Below are 26,453 nucleotides of genomic sequence, written 5' to 3' on the forward strand. Positions count from 1 at the left end.
TGCTGTGGCGGATATGCCGTGCGCAGTTTCGATTTACTGGCGGAACAATCCACCGGCAACGATCGCGGAGGGCATCATGAGAATCAGCGTTGACGGGCCGTCCGTCGTCTTTGCGATGATTGCGGTCGTGGCCCATGGCAGCGCACTCGCGAGGTCCGAGGCCTGCCATCCCACCTCGGAAAAGCAGATTTCCGCACTGTTCGATCGCTGGAACGACTCGCTGAAAACCGGCGACCCGCGGAAGGTCGTGGCGAACTACGCGCCGAACTCGATCCTGCTGCCGACCGTCTCGAACAAGCCGCGTTTGACCGCCGACGAAAAGCTCGACTATTTCAAACACTTCCTCGAAAACAAACCGGTCGGCACGATCGACTTCCGCGACATCATGATCGAATGCAACACCGCGATCGACTCGGGGCTCTACACCTTCAAGTTCGCGGACGGCTCGGTCGTCAAGGCGCGCTATACGTTCACCTACGCGTGGAATGGGCACAAGTGGCTGATTACCAGCCATCATTCGTCGAAAATGCCGGAAGGCAATTAGCCGATGTGGTTTAGAAAAAGTCAGGCTGGGACTTGAACCTCATTCACGAATGACCTGAATACGTCCCGCCTTGACTGCCGCCTTCAATACCGTCCAGTCCGTCTCATTCTGTTGCGCGCCTCGCTATCCCGTCCTTTCCGCCCGATGCGCGGCCTCCTGCACACCTCGTACAGCCGCGGCCACGATCAAGCCGGTGAATACCACGCCGATCAGCCCGAGGCATGCGGCGTCGATCCGGCCGAACGCCGAAGTGGGCACGACATCGCCGTACCCGATGGTGAGCGCCGTGATCGCGCAGAAGTACACGGTTTCACCCAACGGCGACGGTGTCCGGTTCGCTGTCTCGACGGGCGCGCCCCAGTAGTCCATGCCAACCGTCAGCAAGACGAACAGTAGAAGCAGACCGATCAGAATCGCTCTCAGATACCACAGGGTTATCGCCATTTCCTTCAGAATCTCACTAGCCCGAGGACGGACCGCGCCATCGCCTGTCGCATTTCCCATTGCACGCTCCTGTTGCGATCACCGGATCGGCTTTGCAGCATGCCGCACCGCCTCACTCCGCACGGCGGTGCTGCTCGAAAAGCAGAAGCATCAAATACGCATAGGCCGTTACGGCCAGAAAGAGCCCCATTCGCACGGCAAACGCGGTGTAGACATCCTTGCCCGCCACGCTGTCCTGTACCGATTGCCCGAGCAGAATGATCATCGTCACGAGACTGTTCAGCCAGAAGCCCGGCGAACAACGCGTGGGTTGCAGGCCGTACAGCTTGCGTCCCACCAGCAGGCCGAACAACAGCATCCACAGAAAGAACATCCACAGATGCACGAACAGCCTCAGCGCAAACCAGAACGCGATGGCGAGCAGACCGCCGAGCAGCGTCGAGCCGATCAGATCGCGTGCGGCGCCGCGGGCCGAGGTCGTGCAGGATTGTCTCCCGAGGCTGACGGACTTCATGATGATCGGCATGTAGTTCGCCGGGTCGGTCATCGCGAGCAGATAGGCCGGCATGACGACGAGCGCGGCACGCAGCGCGATATAGGCCGCCTCGTCTTCCGCCATCGCTGCCGCGGCGGGCTGTTCTCGCGCGCCCATGCTTTCAGGAAACAATCTGTGCGCCAGCGTCGACGCCAGCACGGCAAGCAGAAGTCCCTTCGCCAGCGCGCCGACGACCGTAAGGGCCAGTTCGAAGTCGGCCGTGCCCGCGGCGGAAATCATCGTCAGTCCCGCGACCAGAAAAGTCGCGACGAGATTGTTGCCGCCACGCAGCCCGTAACGAAACGCGAAGAACAGCATGAGGCCGACGATCATGATGCCGGCCAACGCATAGTGACGAAGCAACGGAACGAGGAGCAGGCCGCTGCCGGTGGTCGACGCCACCACCAGCGAAAGAATCACGCCGGCCTTCAACGATAGCGGGCGACTCTGCGTGGCCAGCAGAAAAACCGTGAATACCGGCGCGACGACGGGTATCGGGAAATCGAGTCCAAAGCTGACGGCAAGAGCGATCGCCGTTCCGATGGCCACACGTATCGCGCGATAACCGAGGCGCTGGGTCACGGGTTGCATGGGCTTCTCAATAGACGTAGGAAAGCCAGCTCATCAGCCGGATGAACGCGTGTCCCAGCGGATTGAGCGGATTGCCCTGGGTCGGAAAGGCCATCACTTCGGCCTGCCCGCCCACCCGCAGATCGCGCAGACGCGCGCGCTCGTTATCGTCGAATTCGACGATTACCGGGAAACGCTGCGCGGGACGCAGCCAGTCGCGGCTATTCTGCACAGTGGGCAGGCTGCCCGCCGGCGTGCTCTGCCCCACACTCACGCCATAGCCGATACTGCGAACCCGCCCGCCGAACACTTCGCCGGGCAGCACGTCCAAGGCGATCTCGACGCGCGTGCCGGGTTTGAGATGGCCCAGATTGTTCTCCGTCATGTCGGCGCTGACCCACACGTCGCGGATCGCGATCAGCGTCATGACCGGATTGCCCGCCGCGGCGAACTGACCGACTTCCGTGCGCAGATCGGTCACGACGCCGCTCGAGCGGGCTCTGATCCGCGCGTTGGCGAGATCGAGTTCGGCCTTCTCCAGCGCGCCAGCGGCGCTGCGCAACTGTGCATTCTCCGCCTCGCTTCCGCCCTGCTGCTCCCGCGCCCGCTCGACTTCGGCACGGGCCCCGTCGACCTGGCTTAGCGCCTGTTCATGCGTCGCCCGCGCGACCTCGAGGCGTCGCAGGGAGACGGTGCCCTCGTCTTCACGATAGAGCCGCTCGAGACGGTCGCTGTCCTGGCGCGCCTTGACCTCGTTCGCGATGGCGGCCCGCAACGCCGCGACTGCCGACTCGATGCCGGCCGTGCTGGCACCGAGCTGCCGGCGCGTGGACTCCAGATCGGCGCGCGCGCGGTCAGCGGCAATGCGGTAGGGCTCGCTATCGACTTCGAACAGCACGTCCCCCGCGTTGACATCCTGGTTGTTATGGACGAACACCCGCGTCACGCGTCCCGACACCTCGGCGGCGACGGGCACGACATAGGCCTGAATCCGCGCCTGCTGCGTATACGGCGTGAAGCGGTCGGCGAGCAGATACCAGATCAGGCTCAGCACGATCAGACAGACGACCCATTTGACCGCCCTGCCCGAAGGGTCGGCGGCAGGCGTCGACGACTTCGGCGGCGCGGCGGTTCGAGGCTCGCGGGTATCCTGGGTATCGCTCATCGTGACGCCCCTTCGGCTTGCCCCGGCGTACCGGAAGACGGCGCCGTCTGGTCGAGCAGGTCGCCCCAATCGGTGCGTTGCCGCATCTGCGCGCGCGTCGCCGCGTCGACGAGCGGCTGTTCGGTTTCCCAGCCGCCTCCGAGCGCCTTGTAAAGCGCGATCACACTGCCGAGCGCATTGCTGCGATTGACCACGTACGCGTCCTGCTGCGCGAACAGCGCGCGCTGCGCATCGAGGACCCGCTGGAAGTCCGAATACCCTTCCCGATAGATCGTATTGGCGAGCGTCAGCGAGCGCCGCGCCGCGCCCTGCGCGTCATTCAGAATGGTGTCGCGCTGCAAGGCGGCGAGCAGCGCCGTCGCGGCGTCGTCGGCCTCGCGCGCCGCCTCGCGCACCGTGTTCTGATAAGCGAGCGTCAACTCTTGCAGCCGTGCGTCCTGGACGCGCACGTTGTTCGTGATCCTGCCGTAATCGAACACGTTCCACGTCACGCTCGGGCCCGCGGCAAAGAGCAGTGTGCTCGGTGCGCCCGCGAGCGAACTGGCGGTCCACGTCAGCGTGCCGAGCAACGATACCGACGGGTACAGATCCGCTTTTGCCACGCCGATGAGCGCCGACTGCGAAGCCATCTGATACTCGGCCGCGCGAACGTCAGGGCGGCGCAACAGCAGATCGGCCGGCACGTCCTGCAGCACCGCATGATCCACCAGCGGCACCACGCCTTCCTTGCCCGACTGCACGTCGAGTTCCGGCAGCGGACCCGGCGCTCGCCCGATCAGCACCGACAGCGCATGACGCGCAAGCACGATCTGGCTTTCGAGATCGGGGATGCTGCTCAGCGTCCCAAGGTACTGCGTCTTCGCCTGCTGGAAGTCGAGTTCGTCGGATTCGCCAGCCTTGAAGAGCTTTTGAGCGATGTCGTAGCTGCGTTTTTGCAACTGGGCGTTCTCGCGAGCGATACGTAGCCGCGCCTGCGCGACCCGCAGTGTGAAATACGAATCCGCGACCTGCGCGTGCAACAGAACCAGCGCATCGTCGCGGTTGGCTTGCGCGGCGAAGAACCCGGCGTCGGCCGATTCGATCGCGCGGCTGAAGCGTCCCCAGAAATCGAGTTCCCAGCCGATGCTGAAGCCCGCGCCGTACTGCACGAAGGCGCCCGAGCGCGGATTGGAACCATCCGAGCGCTTGCGCGCCGAAGCCAGTACATCGGCACTCGCCTGCTGCACCTGCGGATAGCGTCCCGCGAGCGCGATGCCGAGCTGTGCGCGCGCCTCGAGCACGCGTAGTCCGGCGATCTTCAGGTCGCCGTTGTTCGCGTCGGCTTCGGCGATCAGACGTTCGAGATTCCTATCGTCGAAGATCAGCCACCACTGGCGCACATCGGGCTGTGCACCCTGTTGCGTGACCCGCGTGATCGATTCGCTACTCCAGTGCTCGCTCCACGCTTCATGCTGCGGCTTGAAGTCCGGGCCCACCCGCATGCATCCGCTCAGGCCAACCGCCGCCCCGAACAGCACTGCGATCCCGTACGGATGCATCAACGGTGACACGGAGCCATCCTCGAGCTTCAGGTCTGCTTCTGTTCGTGGGTCTGCGTCGGTTGCGTGGGTTGCCTGGGTTGAGGCTGGTCTCGGACCCAGCGCCAGAACAGCTGATAACCGACGGCCAGCATCACGGGCCCAACGAATAGCCCAATGACGCCTCCCGTCACCATGCCGCCGAGCGCTCCGATCAGCACGACGGGCATCGGCACCGCGACGCCACGGCCCAGCATCAATGGCTTGAGCACGTTGTCGGCGAGGCCCGCGACGAACACGTAAACCGAGAAGATGATGTTTGCGGTGTTCACGCCGTCCGTGACGATCACGAAGGCGATCACCGGAATGGTGATCAGCGTGGCCGGCAATTGCATGATGCCGAGCAGCAGCACGGCCAGCGCGAGCAACCCCGCGCCGGGTATCCCCTTCACGATGAAGCCGATGCCGATCAGCAGCATCTGGATAAACGCGATGCCCACTACCCCCTGGGCCACCGCGCGAATCGTCGCCGTGCACAAGTCGGCGATCTGAGCGCCGTTCTCGGGCCCCGAGATGCGCGAGGCGATCTGCACCGCGCTGTGATAGCCCTTCTCACCGTGGGCCATCAGGATGCCTGCGACGATCAGCGCGACGAAAAATATCACCAGGCCGGCACCGAGACCCGTCACCGTTGCAAGCACAGCGAGCCCGGCCTCCTTCAACTGCGGGGCGAATTTATGCGCAAGACCGGTCAGGTCCGTCGATGCCTGTTGCCAGAAGTCGTACACACGCTGGCCGACCAGCGGCCAACTCGCCACCGAGTCCGCGGGAGGCGGAATCCGGAAGCTACCGCTCCTGGCAATGGCTATCGATTTCTCGACCGAATCGGCTACCGCGAGACCCAGCGCATACGTTGGCACCAGAATCACGACAAGCGCGACAAGGACGATCAGCGTGGCGATCAGGCCATCCTTGCCGCCGAGCATGGAGCGAAGCAGGACCTGCAGCGGATAGAGCGTGATCGCAAGAATCACCGACCAGGCCATCAGGTTAAGAAACGGCGCGAAGATCCGAAAACAGAATACGGCCAGGACCGCGATGAGTCCGGCGCGGATCAGGACGTCGAGCATCTCTCGGGATGGAGTCCGTTGGGGAATCGGTGTGAGCAGCATAAGTTGTTCTCCCGCCAGGTCGCGTCGCGGTTCGGCGGCGACACCGTGATAGGCCTGCAATCGCGAAAACTCAAACCCACTGGAACGTTCCTGACGCCAATACCAAGGCCTGCCTGCAATTTCGGCATTTTAGGAAGAGGATCGCGCCGGCTTTGTCGTCGACAGAACGCGGCGTTTCACTACTATTGAACCCGCGCCTGAAATATTCAATTGGACTTTGGTCTCATAGACCTCGAGCCGTCCGGAGCTCAGCCGCCGAGCCGCCGCTCACGGCCGGAATCTGGTATCCCACCGATGCGCCGGCCACGCCGCACGCCTTGGGCGACGTCACCCGGACCGTCGCGGCCGGCGCGCCGATAGCAGGCCATCACCTGCCGCTGATCGTGCTGTCGCAGGGCGGCGGCGGCTGGTACGGCGCCTTTCGAGTCGATGTTGCGATAGGAAGGAGACTCACCCGAATTCGTCGTGTTGCGGCAATTGGTCAGTGATCGAATACCACGGTGCCTTTGAACCCACGAAAATGTGGGCAGTGGGAGACATGGCGGGCGAGTCTGTGAGTGTTCCCAGCGTGACGTGAACGTACTGCCCCTGACGAACCACTGAGAACATCAGGCTTCCACATATTTTGCAGCGCACGTCATGCGACGCTCGTTCATCGCCGAAAATCAACAGGCTGTCTTCGCCCCGAGTGATGCGCAGCTTGTCGCGCTCGATTCCCGCGAAGGGTTTGAACGCCGAGCCGGTCGCGCGCCGGCAGTTTGAACAGTGGCAGTTCAACGCATAGACGAATTCGTCTCTTACCGAGTAATGGACGGCACCGCAAAGGCATCGGCCGGCAAGCAATGGTGTCATGGCTACTTTTAAACAGAAGGTACGTCGCAAATTGGAAAGTCACGCAGCCGTGATTATTCGCGAGCCGACGCGCGATGTCGAACCGCCAGACCGCTAGCGCCTGAAAATGACCTGCGCCGTGCCGACCTCGATCGGAGAGGAGGTGTGCTGGTGGACAATTTTCCATCCGTCGGCCTGCTGCCTCAGCGTCATGGTGAGGCGATTGTCCATGGAGCGCAGTTCCGATCCGTCGGCGTCGACGGCTTTATATGTCGCGAAGGCGTGAACGACGGCGAGGTCCGCGGCGACGATCGTTTGCGCCGCGCTGAAATCGACTATCACACGTTCCGTACCCAGCGAACCGAACCAGCCCTCCACCATGGCGCGCCACGATGCGATGCCGTGGTACGACCATGTCCCCCACATGTCGAAGACCACCGCATCGCGGTCGTATAGCGCAACGAACGCGTCCACGTCTTTTGCCAATACCGCGGCTTTGTAGCCTTCCAGGACTTGCAGGATCGGATTGTCGAGTCGGTTCACAGTGTGCTCCCAGGTCGGATGACGATGGCGGCCAGACCTGGCGCAAAACGGCAGATCCAGGGTTCCTGACCAATTGTCTTACCAGGTAACGACGATCGACGCACCATCGGATCGACATCCCCCCGAAAAAACCTTCAACACGATATTGCGTTGCATTGATCAGATCCCCGCCCGCTGCGCGGATCACTGGGCGATCTGCTGACGTTGATACTCGTCGTGCTTCATTTGCATATAGTCGGCGCGGCTGACCTCGTGCAATTGCCGCGGATACTGCTCGGTCGCATCGAACCAGTCAGCGAGGCGTTTGTCGAGGCGGGCGTTGGGCGGGCTGGAAAGCGCGCCAAGATAGGCATCGATGGCGAGGTAGTAGCGCATCGTATTGCGTTCGACCAGGCCGCGCACGCCGCCGATGTATTGCGGCTCGCTCGTCGACGAATCGGGCGTAGCGGAAAAGCCGACCTTGTCGCTGCCGATCGTCGCCAGGTAGGTTTTCATGGCAATCCGTCCCGCCGTGCCATATCCGTACGCGTAGGTCAGGTGAATAAAGGTGCGGTTATCGCCCACCGGTATCGCTTCCAGCACGATACGGTAGTCTTTCGTGCTCAGCGGACCCTTGGCGGCAGTGAGCTCGACGCGAAAATAATCAGGGGTGCTCGCTACCGCACGAAAGTTGAATTGCACGCGGTACGACGACGAAAGCGATTCCTCGGTTTTCTTGCCGATGTTCACGGTGAGGATCGTACCGCTGTCGCTGGTCGACGCATGGCAGTATTTGGTGTTCAGATGCAGGATCAGCACGTCGCACCAGTTGGCCGGGCCCTGAGTCGGGTCGTTGAGCGCGCCGCTGACCACCGCGAAAGGATAGTTGAGCACCCCGTAAATATCGCCCTTGAGCGCCGACGGCAACTCCTGCGATTCGAGGTACAGCGGTCGCTGAAACTGGTTGTGCGCGAGTTGCTGCGTCAGACTTTGATATTTCGCGTGCAGGCGAGCCGCGCCGTCGTCCGCTTGCGCGACGACGCTCTGGCATAAGAAACAGAACACCGTCGTGATCAAGACCATCCACCACGGTCGCTTCCGCCGATTACCTGCCGGGTATGTCGCAAGCCTGTTCATGGTCCTCCTCCTAATTTGGCTCAGGTCGTGGCGCAACGGAGGCGGATCCGATCCTGGCGCCCTCGTGGTTCCCGCATATCGCCGACGTCATACGGCCATGCGCAAATACAGGCCGCGGAACCCGGACCCTCATCGCTCGCCTACGCTGATTCGCCTGACGTCCACCGACATCATCCGAGCATAGGTCTCACTCATTTTCGCCGCGAGCAGTCTTTTGCTCTCGACAGAGTAGTGATCGTTTACATCAAGCTGTAGATAAGGCATTGCGTCGATCTCCAATGAGAGTGTTGCGCACGCGCCAACTATATGCCGCGCCATCCAATCGATCAAAACCGTCGCCGCACCACGCTCTGGCGAGCCGATCGTCGCTCGTGTCCGTAGCAGTGTCGAACGCCAGGCATGCATGGCTGACGGGCACTCTGTTTTGGCCAATTGCCCTTGCATAATGGTCTTCACTATTTACACGAAGTCCCGGATCAACGAGGTACGTTCGCTGCCGGGAACTCGCCACCGACATTCAACAGCGATGAGTCGTTTATTTCATTGGCTGTCCTATTGTTTGTTCGCGTTCTCGCCAACAGCGTGCCTGCTGTCAAATCGATCGTCAGGAGAATCGTCATGCGTAAGATGCTTACCGTCGCTGTCGCAGCGTTTTGTATTGCGTCCTTTTCGCACGAAAGTCGTGCCTCTGGCGATGATGATGTCCCACAAGCCCGATGCACGCTACCTCAAGGTACGGTCGCATTGGTGGAAAAGCAGTTGCATACGGTCGTGAACCTGTCCGATGCGAACGGCGGGATCTTCAAGCCTAACCGGATGTGGGCGGCCATTGTCGATCGGCAGGGGCATCTGTGTTCGGTGATCGTGACCGGCGACGCCTGGCCCGGTAGCCGGGCCATTGCAATCGCGAAAGCTTATACCGCGAACGGTTTCAGCAACGACGCACTTGCCCTATCGACGGCAAATCTCTACGCGGCCGCCCAGCCGGGCGGCTCCCTTTACGGCCTGAATAATTCGAATCCTTTTGACGCGCGCTTCCTCGAACAGGGCAGCGGCATCGGACACACGCTTGGCGGCGTCATTACCTTCGGCGGCGGCGTCGCGCTTTATGCAGCAGGGAAAGTCATCGGAGGATTGGGTGTGAGCGGCGATAGCGCCTGCGCCGATCATGCGATCGCCTATCGTATGCGCAAGCTCGCGGGGCTCGGCACTGTACCCGCCGGCCAAGGCCCGAACAACACGGATAACATCGTCTATTCAACGAGCGGATCTCCGATCGGCTTTGAGCATCCTCATTGCTTCCCGAGCGACCTGAGCGCCGATAAGATCGAGCAGATACCTTCGCACTGACCGGCTTCGAACGGTTGGCCGGCGACCCGCTGACGACGGCAATCATCGACCCGTGGCATCGGGCTTCCGGACAACGTATCGGAAGCCCGCGTAGCGTCTCGGACAGTCGGATCTGGAGTGCGTTCGTACCCGCAGACTGATGCGGTGAAAATCGTCAACGCATCTGCCCGTCAATTTGCCTGCGCAGACGATTTTCCTCGTCTTGAAGCTCGGGCGTAAAAGCTTCGCCAAAATCCGCAGGCTCAAAGAACGGGCGAATCTCGATCTCTGAATCACTGACCATCGGATTCGGGCAGCGCTTTACCCATTCAATCGCTTCGTCCATCGATTGAACCTGCCAGAGCCAGTACCCGGCGATCAATTCCTTGGTTTCCGCAAACGGGCCGTCAATGACGGTGCGGTCCTTCCCTGAGAACCTCACGCGAGCGCCGGCCGAACTCGGCTTCAACCCGTCGCCGCCCTGCATGATGCCGGCCTTGACCAATTGCTCGGTGTACTGCCCCATCGCCGTGAGGAGTTCGGTACTCGGCATTTGCCCGGCTTCCGATTCGGGGGTTGCCTTGATCATGACCATGACGCGCATTTGGGTTTTCCCTTAGAAGACGAAAGTGTCTGGAGGCAACGGCGCCTCCAGTGACGACGACGAATGATCATAGGGGAAATCGACACGCGCCAGACACGATTGCTGGTCACGGCACTGCGAACGCGTTGTGCACCGACTTTTCGCCTGTATCGGCGGGCCATTGTGCGCGGATCTTCGTCACGACCAGCTCCGGAAGCGGTATGTAATCCAGCGCGTTGACCGTCGGCCCACCATGACTCAACGCCCATTCGAAAAACTTCAAGGTGGCTTCGTCGTGGCCCGGCTTGTTCGGCGTCGCCGGAAGCAACACATAAGTCGCACCCATGACCGGCCAGGCATCCTTGCCCGGCTGGTTGGTCAGCGATTGCGAGAGAGAGCCCGACCAGTCGGCGCTCGCCGCGGCTGCCTTGAAGGTCGCGGCGCTGGGCTGAACGACATTACCCGCCGCATTGGTCATGGCAACGTACTTCAAGCGGTTCTGTTTCGTGAAATCCCATGCGACATAGCCGATTGCGCCGGGCAGATAGCCGACATACGTGGCAATGCCCTCGTTGCCTTTGCCGCCGATGCCGAGCGGCCACCGCACGCTGGTGCCTTCGCCTACCCTGCGCTTCCATTCCGGACTGACCTGCGCGAGGTAGTGAGTCCAGATCAGCGTCGTGCCCGAGCCATCCTGGCGACGCACCACGGCAATCGGGTAATTAGGCATCTTGATCTTTGGGTTCAACCGCACGATTGCCGGGTCGTCCCAGAACTGAATCTTGCCGAGATAGATGTCGGCGACGACCGGCCCCGTCAACATCACCTCGCCGGCTTTGAGCCCCGGAAGGTTCACGACGGCTACCACGCCGCCGATTACGATTGGAAATTGCCGCAAGCCGTTGCGGGTCAGTTGATCGTCGGTCAGTGGCGCGTCCGAGCCCGCAAAGTCGACTTCCCGGGCGATGACCTGCTTGAGCCCATCGGACGAACCCGTGCCCTGATAGATCACCGTGCTGCCACCCGACTTCTGGTAGTCGGCGGCCCATTGGGTGTAGAGGGGAGCGGCGAACGTGCTGCCGGCTCCCTTGATGTCGGCGGCGTAGGCCGCGGCTGCGCATGAACAGCAGATCAGACCGGCCATGATGGCGTCGGATGTTCTCACGAATGTCTCCCGTCGGTTCTTGTTCCGGGACATCGCTGATCCAGACCTGCCACCGCATGAGCTCGTTGGAGGGCGACCGTGCCGGTAATTCAATGTGCAGTTTTCATCGGGTGTGTCAGGTCTCCTGCATGACGCGCCATACGACACATTAAAGAACGGTGACAGACCGAATTCCAGTTGAATCATGCTATCGAACGCGCCGTGCCCGGCGGCCTCTTCCCCAATTGCAGGCATCCGGTTTCCGGACAGCCGACACACATCAGACATCCCTTCACGTCTCGTCCCACGGTGGCACGCCCGAGAACGCGTTGACCAGGAAATCGATTGCCGCACGAACTTTTGCGCTCACGTGGCGACGGCTCGGATACAGCGCGAGCACATCGATATCCGGCAAACGGTATTCAGGCAATACCTGGACGAGCCGGCCTGCGCGTAGGTCAGCGACGCTGGCCACCAACCTGACGAGCGCGTTTGTCGGCGCCAAGCATCAGATTCCTGAAATGATCAAGCAAGGCGGTGGGTCGATCATCTTCACGTCCGACGTTCGTCGGCTACTCGTTCGCCTTCCCGGGGACCGCCGCCTATGCCGCGAGCAAAGCCGGGCTGATCGGACTGACGCAAGCGCTCGCGGCTGAATACGGCCCGCAAGGCGTGCGCGTCAACGCGATCCTCGCGGGCGCGGTGGACACGCAGATGTATCGCGGTATGAACGATACGGCCGAATCGCAGACGTTCGTGACCGGGCTGCACGCGCTCAAGCGGGTCGCAAAGCCGGAAGAGATTGCCCGCTCGGCGCTCTACCTTGCTTCCGACGATTCGTCCTTCGTGACGGGTACCGCTTCGTTGGTGGACGGTGGGGCTTCGATTACGCGCACCTGAGCTTTCTTGACGACGGCACCCGCGGGAATGCGGATGTTCGACGACGACCCGCGAACGGCTGCTTGACCCACGCTTCGATGATGTCGGCTCGTGTCCGGAGGTACGGTCTCGGATGCGCGGCCGACATCGGAGCGTTCGGGCGCTAGCGTCGACCGGCGTCGGCTGATGGACGAACCCCCTACCATGAAAAATAAACGACCACTGTGCGGTTCCTCACCTAACCTTTGATCAGTTGAACCGCGAAAAGCAAAGCGCGAGTCAGCCGGAGTAACCAACAAGGAGGCGGGCCATCATGAAGACGTTAGTCCACACAGCTTGCGCGGTCGCGGTCATGGCTGTGTCAGTTGCATCGCTGGCGCAGTCGGACGGGGCGCTGACGCACGCGCAAGTGCAGGCAGAAATCGCTCAGCTCGAGCAAGCCGGCTTCAATCCGGCCAATGCGAATACCGTCGACTTTCCTACCAACATGCCGACCACCAACGCCACTGCCGCAGGCCAAAGCAGCGGCTACGGCCCCGCGACCAGCGGTACGCAGCAGATGGGTAATCCGGCCAGCACGAGTGGGATGAAGCCGGTGTTCTTTGGCGGATCGTAAGCCTGCTCGCCTGACCAGCTCGACGATGCAGAGCATGCCGTCCCCGCCGGGGACGGCGTGGAGTGTCGTGCTATGCGCGCTTGCAGAGTGGTTGCGGCCGCCGCCTGAATGCCCGAAGCCGTCATGACGACGATTTCGGACGCACCCGACCCGAGCGCCATGTCGCATGGCGCCTGTTGTATTGCCAGCCTTGTTTCGCTGAGCGCCTGGGCGCAAACAGCTAACACCTCGTCAGCGTTTGTTAACGTCGATGGTCAGGATTTCGTATCCGGGGTCGGCGTGCTCGTTCGCGACTTTATTCGCTTCCTCATACGAGCGAAAGGACGTGGCTTCCTTAATCTCCGGTGCCATGCCGATATCGCCGTCCTCTGCCGTGCAGAGGAACTTTTCGCCGGTCTTTACGACGTAGACGGTCGTCATATTTCCCTCCATGGCTTGCAGGGGAACTTCCAGTCTAGCAGGCTGGTAGGGTTGCACACGGTTCGCTGAGGCGATTCTGCTTTGCCTGGTCCGATCGCTGCATTCGCTCAGGGCGTCACTGCGCGATCGACCGCCGCACATTGCGGGCGATCCACGCCGCAAGACCGGAACGGCCCGCGATCGACAGCGTGCGGCGCGGCCCCAGCACGATGCCGCCGATCACCAGCGCGAGAAGCAGCGCAACATGCGGCGCCTCGGCGAGCGACGCGAGCACATTGCCGGCGGAGGAGCGCGAGGCTGCCCGCACCGCCGGCAACGCGGCAGTCTGGTTCGCCGCGACCAATGCGGCTCGCGATGCCTCCATGCGTTCCAGAATGGTGACCCGGGCAAGCTCATTTGCGTGTTGTGGCTGACTCATTTGAGCGACTCCCTGAGAGCGTCGAGATCGGAGTGAATCTCGGCCTTGAGCACGTGAAGCGATTGCGCCGGTTTCTGCGCCCGCAAGACGAGCAAGGACACGATGCACACGAGCAGCCACGCGGCGGCCACGCCCCAGACCACCGCAAGGAAGTAAGGCGTCTGCCACGCGGTGGCGATGATCGCGATGCAAATGAAGGACAGCGTGAACAGGCCCGCGACTGCCAACGCCATGAGTGCGCTCAACTCGCGCACCAGACGCTTTCGCGTCTCCTCGACTTCCAGCGCGAGCAGTTCGCTATAGTCGGTTACACGTTCGACGCAGAATCGCCCGACGTTGCGCCACCTCGTGACCTTCGCATGGATCGACATTCCGTCCTCCTTACGATTCATTTGCGCCGGCCGCCATCAGCAAAGACTTCGCCTCTCGACCGACAGAGCGAAGCGACGCCAGCGTTGAGCGCAGCGCAAGAGCCGGGCCCGCGCTGAGCGATCGCACGCCGCGTGCCCGTTTCTGGACGGATGCCTGCACGCGTTCGCCCGGTCGGCACAGCGCTTGCTCGAATCAGGCAGATCATTCGCTCGCCGAGGACAGCATGACCCCGCTCCCCCCAACCGATCACACTGACCGCAGCGCCGGCGCAAGCATCGGCGAGACCGGCTCCGATATGGCTAGCGCGGACGGACGCGCGATGCCGGCCGCGCGCGCCGAGCCCGGCTCCCACCACGCGATGCATGACGCGCACCGCGGCGCGCTGATCACGGTGACCGCGCATCGGAACTCGCGAGGCGCCTGGATCGCCGATGTGTCGATTTCCCGCGAGGGCCGGCCGCTGGAGATACCCGCCAATCTGGCCAACGTGGAGCCCGTGACGCCGGAATGGCTCACCGAGGCGGAAGCGTTGCGCGCCGGCATCGAACAGGGCCGCTATCTGATCGACCGGACGCTGGGCGGCGGCTCCGCACCTCTGTCGGCGTCGCTGGGGCCGGTGCGCTGACGCGGGCGTCGCAACACGCGCACGTCGCAATACGCGCACGTTGCAAATGTCGTGATTGCAGGTTCGACGGATTGCCCGGGTCGAGATTGTCTTTCTGATCGCCGAGGCGTTAGAACCGTGCCCGCGCCGGCGATCCGGCGCAAACGCGTTACTCGTCGCTATCGAGCCCGCCCGGCAGCGGCCCGATCGTCATGCCCGCGCCCGACCCTGTGCGGGTTCCTGGGGGATAGGCATCGGTTGCTGTCTCGGGCGGAACGTCCGCGACGCAGCGGCTCGCGTCGCCGTCGCGTAGACATTGCACGAAACGGTCCGCCTCCTGCGGCGAGCGAAATCCGTAGATCTTGCTGGCAACCTGCACCTGTGTGTCCGACAGTCGCTTCGACGGCGTTTCCATCACCACTCCTTTTTGCTCGAAGATCTATCGCTACGAGCAACGCGCGCGCCACCTCCAATGCAATCGCGCCGCGACTGCGGCACAGCGCTTGCGTTGGCCTCAGGCAGACCTGGCAGGCCTAGCGCGCCGCGCTCAACCGTCTTGCGTCGGCGATGCCGACGGCGGCCCGCAAGTCGTCCGGATGAACCATCAATTCGCGGACCTCGCGCAGCGTCGCGTACTGGTCGAGCGCCGTCCGCCATCTCGGCGATTCGAGCAACTGATGCCACACCGGTTCCAGCACCGCGCAATCGGCATCACGGCCATCCGCCAGTGCTGCCGCGAAATCGAGGCTGGCGTGCGCCGACAGCAGCTGCATCCGGCTCGCAGGGCCCAGCACGCGCGGCGCCGCTTCGACGGGTGCGTCGCAGCAATACAGCACGGTCCTGCGAAGACCGGCCCCGTCGCTCGTCAGCGCGGCGAGCGACGCGCCGCTCAAACCCACCGTCCCCTGCTGCGTCCGAAACGGGTAGACAGTGTGCGGGTCCGCATGCGCAAGCAGCGTCAGTCCACGCACGAGCCGCGGCAGATCGGTGGTGGCCGCATCGACCGATGCCTTCGCTTCGACGAGCAGGCAGACGTCCCACGCCGCCGCGTCGGCCGGGGGCTGTGCCTGGCGCAGCAGCACCACGTCCCATTCGGTTTTCGCGCGCTCGTGGCTCGCGGGTATCGCGGCCGGCACGCGCATCGAGTTCACGACACGGTACGAGGCGAGCGCACCCTGCGCATCATTGAGGCGCCGCGCGAGCGCGTCGAGCGCATCGGCGGCCGATGCCTCGACCGCGGCGCCGCGCTGCTTCGAACTCAAGCCTCGTGCCACGGCAGTCGAGCTTCCCGGCCGCGGCCCCTGGCGATCCCACAGCGTCTGGTACTGACGCACGCGCGCGTCGGACGCGAGCGCGTAAAGACGCCGCAAGCGGTGCAAAGCGGCACTCTCCAGCAATTGCGCGAGGCCGCGTTGCAGCGCCGCGTCGTGCGCGATTTGCGGCGTATCGATGCAAGCTTGCACGGCTTCGGCCAGCGCGGACCACGCTTCGGCGAACGCCAGCGCGTGCAGATGCGCCAGCGCGTCGCGTTGCAGGCCGGGTAGCAGCCGCTGCTGTTTGGCCGGATGTGCGATCGCATTGACGGCCGCGTAGATCAGCCGGCGATCGACGCTCGCGTGCGCGGCCAGCGACGCGTACTCGCGCACCACCGTGCTGCGATGCCGTAGCAGCATCGCCTGAAACACCGGGTCGCCGGCGTCCTCGCGCATCGCCTCCCGAATCATGCGCGCGAGCGCCTCGACGAAGAAGCGCTGGTTCGCCGCATCCGGCGCTTCGCCACGCGCGCTCGCCTCGCGAGCCTGCTCGATCGCGAGCGCGAGCACGGTGGCGGGTCTCGCTTGCTGCGTCGGCGCGCAGACGGCCGCAAGCGCCGGCAGGCGATAGCGACGCGCGACAGCGTCGAGCATCTCGTCGAGCAACGAAGGCGATGGCGTCAAGGACATAGCGATATGTCGATCAGTTGGCGAAATAACTGTACATGAAGGTTCGATGCGGCGCGCGGACCGGCACGGGCCGCCCCGTCAAAACGCCATTGCCATAAACTTCATGAAAAATGGGCGCTGGGAAATCCCGATAAACATTACAAAATACAAACATGAATCGAACCGGCAATTGCATTTTTCCGACATTAAACATGCACTACGAATTCAGCACGAATATTGCTCTCCGGATTAACACGGAGAAAACCGGCTTCAACCATGCAGACGTTTAATGCTCGGCGTACACTCGCCGGGAAGCGCTTGCCATAAGGCGCAAGGGCTACGGTGCCGTCCGCGATCAAACGCGGTTTTGTGGAGACTGAGGAGAACAATCAATGAGCTGGACTCGGGAACAGAGAAACGTCACGATCGCCGCCTATCTAGGCTGGACGCTCGACGCATTCGATTTCTTTCTGATGGTGTTCGTATTGAAAGATATCGCGCAGGAATTCAATACGGACATTCCTTCGGTCACAGTCGCGATCATGCTGACCTTGATGATGCGCCCGCTCGGCGCATTGATTTTCGGCTGGCTCGCCGACAAATACGGCCGCCGTCCGACGCTGATGGTCAACATCGCGTGCTTCTCGCTGCTCGAACTGCTGTCCGGTCTGTCGCCGAACCTGATGACGCTGCTCGTGCTGCGCGCGCTATTCGGTATCGCGATGGGCGGCGAATGGGGTGTCGGCGGCGCGCTGACCATGGAAACCGTGCCGACGAAGTCGCGCGGTATCGTGTCGGGTCTTCTGCAAGCCGGTTATCCGAGCGGCTACCTGCTCGCGTCGATCGTGTTCGGCCTGTTCTATCAATACCTCGGCTGGCGCGGCATGTTCTTCGTCGGCGTGCTGCCCGCGCTGCTCGTGCTGTACATTCGCGCGCATGTGCCGGAGTCGCCCGCGTTCAAGACGCTCGAGAAGAAGGTCCGTCCTGGCCTCGTCGCGACGCTCAAGCTGAACGTCGGTCTGTCGATGTACGCGATCATCCTGATGACCGCCTTCAACTTCTTCTCGCACGGCTCGCAGGATCTGTATCCGACCTTCCTGCGCGTACAGCGCCAGTTCGACGCGCACACGGTGTCGTGGATCACGATCACGCTGAACATCGGCGCGATCTGCGGCGGTCTGTTCTTCGGCTGGGCGTCGGAGAAGATCGGCCGCAAGCGCGCGATTTTCATCGCCGCGTTGATCGCGCTGCCGGTGCTGCCGCTGTGGGCCTTCTCGACCACGCCGATCCTGCTCGCGCTCGGCGCGTTCCTGATGCAGATCTCGGTGCAAGGCGCCTGGGGCGTGATTCCGGTGCACCTGAACGAAATCTCGCCCGATGAAATCCGCGCGACCTTCCCCGGTCTCGTGTATCAGCTCGGCAATCTGATCGCGTCGGTCAACGGTCCGCTGCAAGCGAAAATCGCCGAAGTGCACGGCAACAACTACGCGCTCGTGCTGGCGATCGTTGTCGGCATCGTCGCGATCCTGATCTGCGCGCTGATTCCGTTCAGTCGCGAGCGCCGTGGCATCGACATGACGCAGTCCGCGCGTGAAGTCGTCGGCGCGGAATCGACGGACGGCGCGGTCGGAGGACGAGTTTAAGAGCTTGAGGCTTTCGAACTGGACGGCTAGCCAATACGCGTCAACGCGTGGAGGCGGGTCAACCCGGTCGTCGAGCGCAAGGCCAGATTACATCGCAACACGACACGAGGCCGTTCCGATTCGTTCGGAACGGTCTTTTTATTTTCCGCGCGGCATGACGCGCCGCGCTTCGCCAGCATGGTTCCCCGACAGGTCTTCTAGAGGAGTTCGTCGAGCCCGTCCCTTGATCGCACCGACCATCCTTTCTTATCCTAAAAAACATCCGAAGGGCCATGCCCTCCCCAAGGAGCAGAAACTCCGGGCAAGTCCTACACTGGCCACGCTGAAGGGAGCGGCCGTCCGCTTACTGGTGACTGATCCCGTTAAAAAACATGGTCCAGGGACCGATGCGGACCCGGCATTGGTGACACCGTGAGGTGATCCCGTTCAGGAAAGTGATAGATACCGCAGTCCCGCCCTTTGGCACTTCCATGACCAGGAGGGTCAGACATGGCACAGCCCAAACCGAGGCGAACCGTCGCTCGCCGCACCGATATGTCCGTTGTCAATCCGCACGCCGCAGGCATCGATGTCGGCGCACAGTTTCACGTTGTCGCGGTCGGACCCGAATGCGCCGAGGAACCGGTGCGTTCGTTCCGCAGCTTCACCGCCGATCTTCACGAACTTGCCAGGTGGCTCAGGCAGGTCAAGGTCACGACTGTCGTGATGGAGTCGACCGGGATTTACTGGCTTCCCGTGTTCGAAATCCTCGAGTCTTATGGTTTCGAGGTGTTGCTGGTCAACGCCCGGGAGGCAAAGAGCGTGCCGGGACGCAAGAGCGATGTGAACGATGCCCAGTGGCTGCAGAAGCTGCACCGGTACGGACTGCTGCGCGCCAGCTTCCGCCCCCGACAGGAGGTGGCCACGCTACGATCCTATCTGCGGCAGCGGGAGCGCCTGCTGGAATATGCGGCGTCCCATATCCAGCATATGCAGAAGGCAATGATGCAGATGAATGTACAGTTGCATCACGTCGTTGAGGACATCACAGGCGTCACCGGCATGAAGATCATCCGGGCGATCGTCGCGGGTGAGCGCGATACCGATGTCCTCGCACAGCATCGCGACAGGCGCTGCAAAGCCTCCATCGAGACAATCCGTGAAGCGCTGGGCGGTCATTACCAGCCCGAACACGTGTTCGAGCTCACCCAGGCCGTGGCCCTGTACGACTTCTACCAGACCCAGGTGACGCAATGCGATCAGCGGATCGAAATCGCGCTCAAGCAGTTGCAGGCTGGCATCGAACCCGTCGCCGCGCCACTGCCGGCAGCGCGACATCGAGGCAAGCAGTCAAACGACTTCTCATTCGACGTGCGTGCTGCGCTGTACGGGATGCTCGGTGTCGACCTGACGCAGATTCACGGCCTGGGACCCTACGTGGCGCTCAAGCTCATTGCCGAATGCGGCAACGACATGTCCCGCTGGCCGAGCGTGAAGCACTTCACGTCATGGCTGTGCCTCGCACCTGGCAACAAGATCTCGGGCGGCAAGATCCTGTCTTCGAAAACGCGCCGCTCCTCCAGCAAGGCCGCTGCCGCGTTGCGGCTCGCCGCCGTCACGGTCGGTAGGACCGACACCGCTCTGGGCGGCTTCTACCGACGGCTGTCAGCCCGCATCGGCAAGGCGAAGGCCGTCACTGCCACCGCACGCAAGATCGCGGCGCTCTTCTACAACACACTGCGCTACGGCATGGAATATGTCGATCCAGGCGCAGCCTATTATGAGGAACGTTATCGGCAGCGGGTCCTGAACAACCTGACGCGCCGGGCCGAGTCCCTGGGCTATGTCCTTCGGGCCAAAGCGACCTGACTCAGGGGAGTTTCTCAGGAAACGGTCGTTTCAAATATCGATTTGAATCGCGTGTTTGCGAGCCGGCAGCCCCGGCCACAGGGAGACGGCAACATGGCAGTTCGCACACCCGGCCGGCATGCCGGCGATACGAAGTCACGCATTCTCGACGCCGCGGAGACGCTGTTCATCGAATGCGGCTATGAGGCGATGTCGCTGCGCCAGATCACTTCGCGCGCCGAAGTCAATCTCGCGGCGGTCAACTATCACTTCGGCAGCAAGGAATCGCTGATTCACTCGATGCTGTCGCGCCGGCTCGATCAGCTGAACCCGGAGCGCCTGAAGCTGCTCGACCGTTTCGACGTCATGCTCGGCGCGCGCCTGACCTGCGAGCACGTGCTCGGCGCGATGTTCATTCCGGCGCTGCGTCTGTCGCGCGATCCGCGTGTCGGCGGCAAAGCGTTTCTGCGCCTGCTCGGGCGCGCCTACACCGATCCCTCGTCGTTCATCCGCGACTTTCTGAACGCGCATTACGAAGCGGTGGCGATGCGCTTCTTCGACGCGTTCCAGCGCGCGCTGCCGCATCTGCCGCGCGAGGAGCTCGGCTGGCGGTTGCATTTCGCGATCGGCGCGCTGTCGGGGGTGCTCGCCGGCACCGATACCGACAGCCTGATTGCCGAGTTCTCGCAAGGCAAGTCGATGAACGATCTGCAGCTCATCGCGCGCCTTGCGTCGCTGATGGTCTCCGCGCTGAAGGCGCCGCTGCCGGACGGCTCGCAACTGGCCGTGTTCGGCGCCGTGCTCGGCGATGCGACCGACGGCGGCGTGGACGGCACGTTCGCCAGTGCGCAAGAACATACCAGCGGCGAGGCGGCCGCGTGCGCAGTGGCACGCGACACGTTCGACAGCAACAGCCGCGGCGGCACGATGGAAGCGGCGCCGGCAAGCTATCAGCATGGGCTGCACGGCACCGCCTGACGACGTCTCACGGCGTCATTGCGTCATCACTCGACGTAACCACCACACGTCGTACATGGAACCCGATCGAGCTCGCTTACCCGAGCAGTACAAGCAGTACATCTACGTTGCGCAGCTGCGCCGTGCCCGTCAGTCGAATCGGTAAGACGCGGTAACGCCCGACGCAAGAGCGCGACTCGCAGCTGGCCCGGCGATTGCGTCACCACAGAGGAGGAAACGTCATGCCGTGGTTTATCCTGGCGCTCGTCATCGCCGCATTCGCTCTCGTCTACGTTCAGGCCCGCGCCTCATGGTGGCTCGCGGCGCTGATCGTCTGGGTCGCGGCCGCACTCGTGAGCGGCGCGGCCGGCCCGCTGCTGACGACACTGCTCGCGATCGTGTTCGTACTCCCCGCCCTCGTGCTGACGATCAAACCGCTGCGCCGCGCATGGCTCGCGAAACCGGTGCTCGACACGTTCCGCAAGATCCTGCCGCAGATGTCGCCGACCGAGCGCGACGCGATCGAGGCGGGCACGGTCTGGTGGGATGCCGAGCTGTTCTCGGGCCGCCCGCACTGGGACACGCTGCTCGGCTATGGCCCGGCCGTGCTCAGCGCCGAAGAGCAGACGTTCCTCGACGTCGAATGCGAGCAACTGTGCGAGCTCGCGAACGACTGGGAAACCACGATGGTCTGGCAGGACCTGTCGCCGCCAACGTGGCAGTTCATCAAGCAGCACGGCTTTCTCGGCATGATCATTCCGAAGCAGTACGGCGGCAAGCAGTTCTCCGCGTACGCGCATTCGCAGGTGATCATGAAGCTCGCGACGCGCTGCTCGGCCGCGGCCGTGTCGGTGATGGTGCCGAACTCGCTCGGCCCGGCCGAGTTGCTGATGCACTACGGCACCGACGCGCAAAAGAACTACTATCTGCCGCGTCTCGCGCGCGGCGAGGAAATCCCCTGCTTCGCGCTGACGAGCCCGTATGCCGGGTCCGACGCCGCCGCGATTCCCGATGTCGGCATCGCTTGCCGGGGCCTGCACGAAGGCCGCGAGACGCTCGGCTTTCGCGTCACGTGGGACAAGCGCTACATCACGCTCGGGCCGATCGCGACCGTACTCGGCCTCGCGTTCCGCGCGCTCGACCCCGACCATCTGCTCGGCGCGAACGACGAACCCGGCATCACCTGCGCGCTGATTCCGACCGACCACCCTGGCATCGACATCGGCCGGCGTCACTGGCCGTTGAACGCGGTGTTCCAGAACGGCCCGAACTCGGGCAAGGACGTGTTCATTCCGCTCGACTGGGTGATCGGCGGACGCGCCCAGGTCGGCAACGGCTGGCGCATGCTGATGGAGTGTCTGGCGGCGGGCCGCGCGATCTCGCTGCCGTCGTCGAACGTCGGGATGGCGAAGATTGCCGTGCGCGGCACCGGCGCATATGCCGCGATTCGGCGCCAGTTCCGCACCGCCGTCGGCAAGTTCGAGGGCGTGCAGGAAGCGCTCGGCCGCATGGGCGGCAACCTGTACGTGATGGACGCCGCGCGCCGCCTGTCCGCGCAGGCGGTCGACCTCGGCGAAAAGCCGTCCGTCATTTCGGCGATCGCCAAATATCACATCACCGAGCGCGCGCGCATGGTCATCAACGACGGCATGGACGTCGTCGCCGGCAAGGGTATTTGCATGGGGCCGTCGAACTTTCTGGCGCGCGCGTATCAGCAAATGCCGATCTCGATCACCGTCGAAGGCGCGAACATTCTGACGCGCTGTCTGATCATCTTCGGCCAGGGCGCGATTCGCTGCCATCCGTACGTGTTGAAGGAAATGACGGCGACGCGCGAGCCCGATCGCGCGAAAGCCTTGCGCGAGTTCGACGCGGCGTTCTTCGGTCACGTGAATTTCACGGTGTCGAACGTGGTGCGCAGTGCCGTGTATGGGCTGAGCGGCGGCGCGCTGATCGCGAAGCCGCGCCGCGCGTATGCGCCGCTCCATGCGTACTATCGCGCGGCGACGCGTCTATCGGCCGTGTTCGCGTTGCTCGCCGACGTGTCGATGTTGGTGCTCGGCGGCGATCTGAAGCGTCGCGAACGCATCTCGGGACGCCTCGGGGACGTGCTGTCGCAGCTGTTCCTGATCTCGGCGACGCTGAAGCGTTTCGAGGACGAAGGCCGACAGCACGACGACCTGCCGCTCGTGCGGTGGGGCGTCGAGGATGCGCTGTACAAGGCGCAGCACGCGCTCGACGGCGTGCTCGCGAACTACCCGAACCGGGTCGCCGCGACGCTCGTGCGTGTGCTCGCATTCCCGTTCGGCCTGCCGCATCGCGAGCCGTCGGACCGGGTCGGCAGCGAGATCGCCGAACTGATGCAAACGCCCGGCGCCGCGCGCGAGCGGCTCGTCGCCGACTCGTACGTGCCGCACCCCGACGTCGATGCGCTCGGCTATGGCGAACTCGCGTTCGCGCTCAATCCGCAGTTCACGCAAATCGAGCAGAAGCTGCGCGAGGCGGTGAAGCAGGGTCTGCTCGAACCGCTGCCGCAAAGCCTGCCGCAGTTCGCCGCATGGACCGATGCGGCGCAACGCCAGGGCCTCGTCGACGCGGACGAGCGGCGCGTGCTCGACGACTACGCGCGCTACGGCGCGCAGGTCGTCAAGGTCGACGATTTCCCGGCCGACTTCGACCTGCTCGCGAGCTTGCAACAGCGCAAGCAGGCGCTCGAAAAGGCGCTGGAACTGGTGGCCTGATGCGCGCGCTCACGCAGAAAAAACTACCGACCCAGCGCGGCAAACCGTACCCGAGTCACGCAACTCAAGGCACACTGACACACGTCCGGCGCCCCTGAAAATCACGGGGCTGCCTGCGGCGCGTCCAGCAGAGCAACCGATAACATGAACGACTCCTACCTGAAGTTCGTCAACTCGCCGTTCGGCGGCCGTCTCGCGCGCTCGCTCGGGCTGCCGAAGCCCGAGGTGCTGCGGCGCTATCGCGCGGACCGGCCCGAGTTCGACGGACTGATCGCGATCGGCGCGGGCCGCGAGCCGCGCCTGTTCGACGCGCTCGCGAGTCTGATCGCCACCATCGGCATGACGAGCGTCGCGCACGAAAGCGCCGGGCTGTGGGTGCCGCTCGCCCATCGCCACGGCCTGATGACCGGCCGCTTCGAGCCGGCCGAAGCCGGTGCGCCGGGCAAGCTTGCCGCGTTGATGTTCGACGCGAGCGGTATCGACGACAGCAGCCTGCTCGAACCGCTGCACGGCTTTTTCCACGACACGCTGCGCTCGCTCGGCAAGTATGGGCGCATCGTCGTGCTGGGCCGGCCGCCCGAGGCCTGCGCGAGCCCGCGTCAGTGGACTGCCCAGCGCGCGCTCGAAGGGCTCGTGCGCTCGCTCGGCAAGGAAGCGCGGCGCGGCATCGCCGCGAATCTCGTGTACGTGGAGGAAGGCGCTGAAAACGCCATCGAGGCGACGCTGCGCTTTTTCCTGTCGCCGCGCTCGGCCTATGTGTCCGGTCAGGTGGTGCGGATCGCGGCACATGGCGCGCCGCCGCACGACGCGTCCGCGTTCGACTGGCGCCAGCCGCTCGCCGGCCGGCGCGCGCTGGTCACGGGCGCGGCACGCGGCATCGGCGCGGCGATCGCGAGCGTGCTCGCGGCCGAGGGCGCGCATGTGATCGGCCTCGACATTCCGTCCGCGCGCGACGCGCTCGATGCGACGATGCGGCAGCTGAACGGCAGCCCGCTCGCGTTCGACATCGCCGCGCCCGAAGCGCCCGCGCAGATCGCCGCCGCGCTCGACGAGCTCGGCGTCGACATCATCGTGCACAACGCCGGCATCACGAAGGACAAGACCATCGCGAAGATGACCGACGCCGTCTGGCAAAGCGTGATCGACATCAACCTGAGCGCGCAGGAACGCATCGACGACGCGCTGCTCGCGGGCGGCATCCTGCGCGACGGCGGGCGCATCGTCGCGGTGTCGTCGATCAGCGGCATCGCGGGCAATGCAGGCCAGACCAACTACGCCACGTCCAAGGCTGGCGTGATCGGCCGGGTGCAGAGCATGGCGCCGCCACTGCGCGCGCGCGGCATCACGATCAACGCGGTCGCGCCCGGCTTCATCGAAACGCAGATGACCGCGAAGATTCCGCTCGCGATCCGCGAGGCCGGCCGCCGCATGAACTCGATGAGTCAGGGCGGCCAGCCCGTCGACGTCGCGCAGACCATCGCGTGGCTCGCGCATCCGGGCTCGGCCGGCGTGACGGGCCAGGTCGTGCGCGTGTGCGGTCAAAGCCTGATTGGCGCCTGAACGGGAGCATGGGTATGGACGAACCGCGTGATCCGTTCGGCAGCCGTCAGCTCGCTCCCGCGCCGGGCGACGGCGCGCGGCCGAAAACCGTCGTCATCGAAACGCTGCCCGCGCCGGCCAAGCTGTACGGGCGCGCGCTGACAGGCATCGTCAAGCGCGGCCGCGACACGCGGCTGCCGCCGTTGCGGCTCGTGCGCCCCGCCGTCGTGCTCGAGCCCGGCCCCGTGTGGCGCTATGCGCGCGTGTGCGGCTTCATTCCCGAGCACGGCGTGCCGCTCACCTACCCGCACCTGCTCGCGTTTCCGCTGCATCTGCTGATGCTGACCGACCCCGCGTTTCCGTGGCCCGCGCTCGGTCTCGTGCATCTGGCCAATCACGTGCGGCTGCGCCGCCCGCTCGCCTACAAGGACCTGCTGCGCATCGAGGTCGAATTCGGCGCGCTGCTGCGTCACGACAAGGGCCAGGCGTTCGTCGTGCATACGCGCATCTATCGGCGCGGCGAGGCGGTGTGGGACGGCGACAGCATCTATCTGAAGCGCGCGGTGCCGGCGCTCGGCCATCCGCTCGAAGCGTTGACGCTCGGTCCCGATGCGCTGCAACGGATCGCGCGCTGGCAGCTCGCGCCGCAACTGGGCCGCGACTACGCGAGCGCGTCCGGCGACTACAACCCGATCCACATCAGCGCGCTATCGGCGAAGGCGTTCGGCTTTCCGCGCGCGATCGCGCATGGCATGTGGACGCTCGCGCGCGCGGCGTCGTCGCTGCAGCCGCCGAAGCCGCTCGCCGAAGCAACGCTCAGCGCCGAGTTCAAGGTGCCGATGCTGCTGCCGGGCGAAGCGTCGCTGTGGAGCGCATCGCCTTCGCTGATCGAGCGCGATCTCGAGGTGCGCGATATCGCCGGGGAAAAGCCGCATTTGCGCGGGCGCATGCAGTGGCGGCTGCTGTGAACCGCGAGCGCGCCGTTCGCATCGACCAATAATCTGGGAACGACCCAAAGGAGC

Annotated in this window: 25 protein-coding genes and 3 pseudogenes; 11 read left to right on the forward strand and 17 right to left on the reverse strand. The window is 63.8% G+C overall.

All coding sequences use genetic code 11. From position 1 onward, the window contains the following. The first annotated feature begins 76 nt into the window (after positions 1 to 76). Positions 77 to 544 (forward strand): protein kinase, encoded by a 468-nt coding sequence (locus OKW35_RS40115; protein WP_429357059.1) that lies wholly within the window; start codon positions 77 to 79, stop codon positions 542 to 544. Between the two features lie 123 nt (positions 545 to 667). On the opposite strand, the gene OKW35_RS40120 is transcribed toward OKW35_RS40115, so the two are convergent. The 9 genes and pseudogenes from OKW35_RS40120 to OKW35_RS40160 form a co-directional block, all read right to left on the reverse strand. Further along, positions 668 to 1,048 carry a potassium channel family protein gene (locus OKW35_RS40120; RefSeq protein WP_429554955.1) on the reverse strand — a complete coding sequence of 127 codons (381 nt, stop codon included), beginning with the start codon at positions 1,046 to 1,048 and terminating at the stop codon, positions 668 to 670. Positions 1,049 to 1,100: 52 nt separating this feature from the next. Next, complete coding sequence (locus OKW35_RS40125; RefSeq protein WP_429554956.1) at positions 1,101 to 2,114, reverse strand: DUF2955 domain-containing protein; 1,014 nt, start codon at positions 2,112 to 2,114, stop codon at positions 1,101 to 1,103. Between the two features lie 7 nt (positions 2,115 to 2,121). Next, positions 2,122 to 3,258 carry an HlyD family secretion protein gene (locus tag OKW35_RS40130; protein WP_429406476.1) on the reverse strand — a complete coding sequence of 379 codons (1,137 nt, stop codon included), beginning with the start codon at positions 3,256 to 3,258 and terminating at the stop codon, positions 2,122 to 2,124. Next, on the reverse strand, positions 3,255 to 4,808 hold the full coding sequence (locus OKW35_RS40135; RefSeq protein WP_429554957.1) for a TolC family protein: 1,554 nt from the start codon (positions 4,806 to 4,808) through the stop codon (positions 3,255 to 3,257). The genes OKW35_RS40130 and OKW35_RS40135 overlap by 4 nt, the downstream gene beginning before the upstream one ends. 17 nt (positions 4,809 to 4,825) lie before the next feature. After that, a complete protein-coding gene (locus OKW35_RS40140) occupies positions 4,826 to 5,947 on the reverse strand; it encodes an AI-2E family transporter (protein WP_184066869.1) in 1,122 nt (373 codons plus the stop codon). A gap of 450 nt (positions 5,948 to 6,397) precedes the next feature. Then, a complete protein-coding gene (locus OKW35_RS40145) occupies positions 6,398 to 6,799 on the reverse strand; it encodes a GFA family protein (protein ID WP_429406477.1) in 402 nt (133 codons plus the stop codon). A gap of 93 nt (positions 6,800 to 6,892) precedes the next feature. Further along, the gene (locus OKW35_RS40150) at positions 6,893 to 7,321 is read right to left on the reverse strand and encodes a YybH family protein (RefSeq protein ID WP_429554958.1); all 429 of its coding nucleotides are present in this window, start codon (positions 7,319 to 7,321) and stop codon (positions 6,893 to 6,895) included. Between the two features lie 183 nt (positions 7,322 to 7,504). Beyond that, positions 7,505 to 8,383 (reverse strand): hypothetical protein, encoded by an 879-nt coding sequence (locus OKW35_RS40155; protein WP_260321421.1) that lies wholly within the window; start codon positions 8,381 to 8,383, stop codon positions 7,505 to 7,507. 186 nt (positions 8,384 to 8,569) lie between these two features. After that, positions 8,570 to 8,701 (reverse strand): annotated as a pseudogene (locus tag OKW35_RS40160) (tautomerase family protein); the annotation flags it as partial. A gap of 354 nt (positions 8,702 to 9,055) precedes the next feature. Here OKW35_RS40160 and OKW35_RS40165 point away from each other — a divergent pair. Beyond that, positions 9,056 to 9,787 (forward strand): GlcG/HbpS family heme-binding protein, encoded by a 732-nt coding sequence (locus OKW35_RS40165; protein WP_184066861.1) that lies wholly within the window; start codon positions 9,056 to 9,058, stop codon positions 9,785 to 9,787. 154 nt (positions 9,788 to 9,941) lie between these two features. Here OKW35_RS40165 and OKW35_RS40170 read toward each other — a convergent pair whose 3' ends face one another. From OKW35_RS40170 to OKW35_RS40180, 3 genes and pseudogenes are all read right to left on the reverse strand, one after another. Continuing rightward, positions 9,942 to 10,370 carry a YciI family protein gene (locus OKW35_RS40170; RefSeq protein ID WP_429554959.1) on the reverse strand — a complete coding sequence of 143 codons (429 nt, stop codon included), beginning with the start codon at positions 10,368 to 10,370 and terminating at the stop codon, positions 9,942 to 9,944. A 106-nt stretch (positions 10,371 to 10,476) separates the two neighbouring features. Continuing rightward, the gene (pstS, locus tag OKW35_RS40175; RefSeq protein ID WP_429555133.1) at positions 10,477 to 11,493 is read right to left on the reverse strand and encodes a phosphate ABC transporter substrate-binding protein PstS; all 1,017 of its coding nucleotides are present in this window, start codon (positions 11,491 to 11,493) and stop codon (positions 10,477 to 10,479) included. 292 nt (positions 11,494 to 11,785) lie between these two features. Beyond that, positions 11,786 to 11,953: pseudogene (locus tag OKW35_RS40180) on the reverse strand (LysR family transcriptional regulator); the annotation flags it as partial. Positions 11,954 to 11,957: 4 nt separating this feature from the next. Between OKW35_RS40180 and OKW35_RS40185 the strand changes: the two are divergent. Beyond that, positions 11,958 to 12,393: pseudogene (locus OKW35_RS40185) on the forward strand (SDR family oxidoreductase); the annotation flags it as partial. Positions 12,394 to 12,685: 292 nt separating this feature from the next. Continuing rightward, positions 12,686 to 12,988, forward strand: coding sequence for a DUF4148 domain-containing protein (locus OKW35_RS40190; protein ID WP_184029736.1), 303 nt, complete (start codon positions 12,686 to 12,688; stop codon positions 12,986 to 12,988). A gap of 231 nt (positions 12,989 to 13,219) precedes the next feature. Here the strand turns inward: OKW35_RS40190 and OKW35_RS40195 are convergent, their stop codons facing one another. The 3 genes from OKW35_RS40195 to OKW35_RS40205 all read right to left on the reverse strand — a co-directional run bounded on the left by OKW35_RS40195 (position 13,220) and on the right by OKW35_RS40205 (position 14,197). Then, on the reverse strand, positions 13,220 to 13,408 hold the full coding sequence (locus OKW35_RS40195; RefSeq protein WP_018418322.1) for a hypothetical protein: 189 nt from the start codon (positions 13,406 to 13,408) through the stop codon (positions 13,220 to 13,222). Between the two features lie 115 nt (positions 13,409 to 13,523). Further along, positions 13,524 to 13,826, reverse strand: coding sequence for a hypothetical protein (locus OKW35_RS40200; RefSeq protein ID WP_429554960.1), 303 nt, complete (start codon positions 13,824 to 13,826; stop codon positions 13,524 to 13,526). Further along, on the reverse strand, positions 13,823 to 14,197 hold the full coding sequence (locus tag OKW35_RS40205; protein ID WP_090804170.1) for a phage holin family protein: 375 nt from the start codon (positions 14,195 to 14,197) through the stop codon (positions 13,823 to 13,825). Before OKW35_RS40205 ends, OKW35_RS40200 begins: the two co-directional genes overlap by 4 nt. A 224-nt stretch (positions 14,198 to 14,421) precedes the next feature. On the opposite strand from OKW35_RS40205, the gene OKW35_RS40210 reads away from it, so the two are divergent. Then, complete coding sequence (locus tag OKW35_RS40210) at positions 14,422 to 14,823, forward strand: DUF6566 family protein (RefSeq protein WP_429554961.1); 402 nt, start codon at positions 14,422 to 14,424, stop codon at positions 14,821 to 14,823. Between the two features lie 148 nt (positions 14,824 to 14,971). On the opposite strand, the gene OKW35_RS40215 is transcribed toward OKW35_RS40210, so the two are convergent. Next, the gene (locus tag OKW35_RS40215; protein ID WP_090804167.1) at positions 14,972 to 15,217 is read right to left on the reverse strand and encodes a hypothetical protein; all 246 of its coding nucleotides are present in this window, start codon (positions 15,215 to 15,217) and stop codon (positions 14,972 to 14,974) included. A 118-nt stretch (positions 15,218 to 15,335) separates the two neighbouring features. Continuing rightward, positions 15,336 to 16,745 carry a 3-deoxy-D-arabino-heptulosonate 7-phosphate synthase gene (locus OKW35_RS40220; RefSeq protein WP_429554962.1) on the reverse strand — a complete coding sequence of 470 codons (1,410 nt, stop codon included), beginning with the start codon at positions 16,743 to 16,745 and terminating at the stop codon, positions 15,336 to 15,338. A 371-nt stretch (positions 16,746 to 17,116) separates the two neighbouring features. On the opposite strand from OKW35_RS40220, the gene OKW35_RS40225 reads away from it, so the two are divergent. The 6 genes from OKW35_RS40225 (at position 17,117) to OKW35_RS40250 (ending at position 26,399) form a co-directional block, all read left to right on the forward strand. Continuing rightward, on the forward strand, positions 17,117 to 18,367 hold the full coding sequence (locus tag OKW35_RS40225) for an MFS transporter (RefSeq protein WP_429357050.1): 1,251 nt from the start codon (positions 17,117 to 17,119) through the stop codon (positions 18,365 to 18,367). Between the two features lie 489 nt (positions 18,368 to 18,856). Continuing rightward, positions 18,857 to 20,215 carry an IS110 family transposase gene (locus OKW35_RS40230; RefSeq protein WP_429552359.1) on the forward strand — a complete coding sequence of 453 codons (1,359 nt, stop codon included), beginning with the start codon at positions 18,857 to 18,859 and terminating at the stop codon, positions 20,213 to 20,215. A gap of 93 nt (positions 20,216 to 20,308) precedes the next feature. Then, entirely contained in the window at positions 20,309 to 21,172 is an 864-nt protein-coding gene (locus OKW35_RS40235) for a TetR/AcrR family transcriptional regulator (protein WP_429554963.1), read from the forward strand. Between the two features lie 221 nt (positions 21,173 to 21,393). Continuing rightward, positions 21,394 to 23,892, forward strand: coding sequence for an acyl-CoA dehydrogenase (locus OKW35_RS40240; RefSeq protein WP_429554964.1), 2,499 nt, complete (start codon positions 21,394 to 21,396; stop codon positions 23,890 to 23,892). A gap of 144 nt (positions 23,893 to 24,036) precedes the next feature. Beyond that, positions 24,037 to 25,452 carry a 3-oxoacyl-ACP reductase gene (locus tag OKW35_RS40245; protein ID WP_429554965.1) on the forward strand — a complete coding sequence of 472 codons (1,416 nt, stop codon included), beginning with the start codon at positions 24,037 to 24,039 and terminating at the stop codon, positions 25,450 to 25,452. 14 nt (positions 25,453 to 25,466) lie between these two features. Next, positions 25,467 to 26,399, forward strand: a complete 933-nt coding sequence (locus OKW35_RS40250) for a MaoC/PaaZ C-terminal domain-containing protein (RefSeq protein ID WP_090804158.1) — start codon at positions 25,467 to 25,469, stop codon at positions 26,397 to 26,399. Positions 26,400 to 26,453 lie beyond the last annotated feature (54 nt).

It is taken from the genome of Paraburkholderia sp. MM5477-R1 (assembly GCF_050436385.1).
GTDB lineage: Bacteria > Pseudomonadota > Gammaproteobacteria > Burkholderiales > Burkholderiaceae > Paraburkholderia > Paraburkholderia tuberum.